This window comes from Fretibacterium fastidiosum (genome assembly GCF_000210715.1).
Lineage (GTDB): Bacteria > Synergistota > Synergistia > Synergistales > Aminobacteriaceae > Fretibacterium > Fretibacterium fastidiosum.
Window position 1 is genome coordinate 2,372,601 of sequence record NC_021038.1, and the last position, 3,082, is coordinate 2,375,682.

The window sequence follows — 3,082 nt, forward strand, 5'->3', positions numbered from 1 at the left end:
GCCTTTGAACCCTCTCCTCCCGCCTTCAATTACCTGGTGCAAACCACCAAGCTGAATCCCAACATTTATCCGTTTCAGGAGGGGCTGGGCGACGCAGTCTCGGAGATCGAGTTGTTTGTGGACCCTGCGAATGCGCAGTGCAATTCCTTCCTCGATGGGGACGGCGTGTGTCGGGATGCCATCCGGGTTCCTGTGACGACGATCGATGCCTTTGTCGCGGAGCATGGGCTTTCTCGTGTCGATTTCATCAAGATAAGCGTCCAGGGATACGATATGCACCTCTTGAGGGGGGCGAGGAAGACCCTCCAGCGCTTTGCACCGAAGTTGTCTATGTTGTACTGTAATGCTCATTCTGTTCCTTACTCCATGGAGGATGTTAGAAAGCTGATCAAAAAGTTCAATCCCAAGTATCGTGTTATGTTCAGAGGGAAAAAATTGTTTGCTGCGGTTCCTGACTTATGAACAGTATATAGAAATCACGAAAGTTAATATGGAAATTTCCTGGGGTAATTTTTTCAACCTCGTTTCAACGTTCATGCAAAAAAAGCTCCTTTTGAGGCTCTTTTTTGGGATAATCCAATTCGGTGTGAAAGGGGTGTCAGAAACGGCATGACGGTGTTGTTCGAATCCGATTGGGTGGCTTCCTCTCCATATTTTTACAATAATCGTACGGGGAAGGCGGGGCCATTCATCAACGACGTGGTCGATTGCGCGAATCTGGAGATCGACCACCAGGGCTTGAGAGATTATATGGACTTCGGTTATTGCGTCTTCGGGCACACCCCTGTCAGAGACGTACATGTCTTGCCCCATTCCTCACGGCTGATCCGTCTCGACGACGGAACGCTGCGGGTGGAGCGGATGGAGGACGCCGCGGTCAAGGCTCTGGACGAGATGGCGCTCTCCGAGGACGAAATATGGGAGTGGATCAGGGACTCCGTGAGGAGGTGGGAGGCCTCCGTAGACGGGGAAATCGTCATCCCTACCAGCGGCGGATATGACTCTCGTATCCTGAACTGGATGGTGGGCGACAAGGAACGCATTCGTTCCTTTACCTACGGGATCACCTCGCCTCAGAGCGCCTCGTCGGAGGTCGTATACGCGCAGGAGCTCTCCCGACGCCTTGGAACTTCCTGGCAGCAGGTCGAATTGGGGGCCTACCACAATTACCTCGACGAATGGTACGCCCTTTACGGGATCTCCACTCACGCCCACGGGATGTATCATTTTGAGTTTTTCAATGCCATAAAGGCGCTGCTGCCCCCCGAAACGCGGAAAGTTCCTATGCTTTCCGGACATTTCGGCGACGACTGGGCCGGTCGTTTCGCCCCTTTGGTCTCCTCTCCGGAGGAACTGCCCCTGTTGGGGCTGACCCATGGAATGAACGCGGATTCTTCGCAATGCCGAGTCCGGGAGGATTCCGTGGCCCGAATGAAATATTGGCAGGAACACCGGGAACGACTGGAGGACCCGAGGCTGCGGGTTATCGAGGTCCTGCGCCATAAGCAGGTCCTGCTTTCCTACCTGTTCCGCGTTCCCGAGAAATTGGGCTATGCTCCGTGGTGTCCATTTCTTGATCTCCGTCTTGCTGCCGCCATGCTCAACCTGCCACCAAACAGGCGGAAGAACAGGGGGTGGCAACAGGACTTTTTCAGGAAAAACGGCATCATGGTGGAGGGCCTTTGCAGGCCGAAACGCCTGCCGAACACGCTGAACATGCAGGCCCTCGAGAGGGTGCCGCCGCCCCCCCTGGATCGTGAAATTCTGTCCGAGGTCGTAGTGCCGGACTATGTGGATTGGATCAACAAATACATTCACAGAACTCCATGGAACTCCCTTCAGGAGGCGGTAATGTCCATCCGGGGCATGGGGCGCCTGTGGCATGTGTTTACCCATAGAATCCCCAGGCCCGATCGGTTGAGTGCCTATCTCGCCTATCTCGTTCTTTATCCGATCGAGCGCCTGCTGAGGTCTCGGGTCTGAGCTTCCGAGAAGCAATCCAAAACGAAGGACGTGTCATGTCATGCCAGAACGAAAGCCTTTGGTTTACGTCGCCATGAGCGCCGATATCATCCATCCGGGACATCTCAACATCATTCATACGGCGGCACGGTACGGGGAGGTCGTCGTCGGGGTCCTGACGGATGAGGCGATTGCCAGCTACAAGCGCCTTCCTTATATGACCTTTGGGCAGCGCAGCGCCGTCGTCGAAAACCTGAAGGGGGTCTCCAGGGTCGTGCCTCAGGCCACTTTGGATTACGTGGAGAACCTTCGTCGGCTTCGACCCGACTTTGTGGTTCACGGTTCCGACTGGAAGGAGGGCGTGCAGAGCGAGACGCGCTCCCGCGTTGTGGAGGTGCTGAAGGAGTGGGGCGGCAGGCTTGTCGAACCGGAATACACCCCTGGCATCTCATCGACGCAGTTGAACAAGGCCATTCGAGAGGTGGGCACGACGCCCGACATTCGGCGCGGGAGGCTGAAACAACTTCTGGACAAGAAGGGGTTCGTCAGGGTATTGGAGGCCCACAGCGGTCTCAGCGCCTTGATCGTTGAAAACTCGTCCGTCCGATCGGAGGACGGTCGAACGGTGGAGTTCGACGCGATGTGGCTGAGCAGCCTGACGGATTCCACAGCCAAGGGGAAGCCGGACATCGAGTGTGTGGATCTGACCAATCGGTTGCATACGGTGAACGACATCCTGGAGGTCACCACCAAGCCCATCATCTATGATGGGGACAGCGGCGGGAACGTCGATCAATTTCGCTTCACCGTCAGGACCCTGGAACGTTTGGGGGTCTCCATGGTCATTATCGAGGACAAAAAGGGACGCAAACGGAACTCTCTCTATGCGGCGGACAATTTGCAGCCGCAGGAGGAGATCGAGGTCATGTGCGAAAAGATAGCCGTGGGAAAGAGGGCTCGGGTTACCGAGGATTTCATGATCGCCGCCCGCTGTGAGAGCCTCATCCTGGGACACGGACAGGAGGAAGCTCTGCGCAGAGCCGGCGCTTATGTCGAGGCTGGGGCGGATGCCGTCCTGATCCACAGCAAGTCGCAGTCCCCGGACGAGGTGTTCGCCTTC

At 56.2% G+C, this 3,082-nt stretch carries 3 protein-coding genes; all 3 read left to right on the forward strand.

The features are described 5' to 3' along the window. Positions 1–462, forward strand: a 462-nt coding sequence (locus tag SY1_RS10695) for an FkbM family methyltransferase (RefSeq protein WP_208873774.1), incomplete at its 5' end; no start/stop codon positions are given. Between the two features lie 237 nt (positions 463–699). Then, positions 700–1,983 (forward strand): asparagine synthase-related protein, encoded by a 1,284-nt coding sequence (locus SY1_RS10700; protein WP_208873775.1) that lies wholly within the window; start codon positions 700–702, stop codon positions 1,981–1,983. A 40-nt stretch (positions 1,984–2,023) separates the two neighbouring features. Continuing rightward, positions 2,024–3,082: isocitrate lyase/phosphoenolpyruvate mutase family protein (locus SY1_RS10705; protein WP_208873776.1), on the forward strand; the 1,059-nt coding region annotated here is incomplete at its 3' end.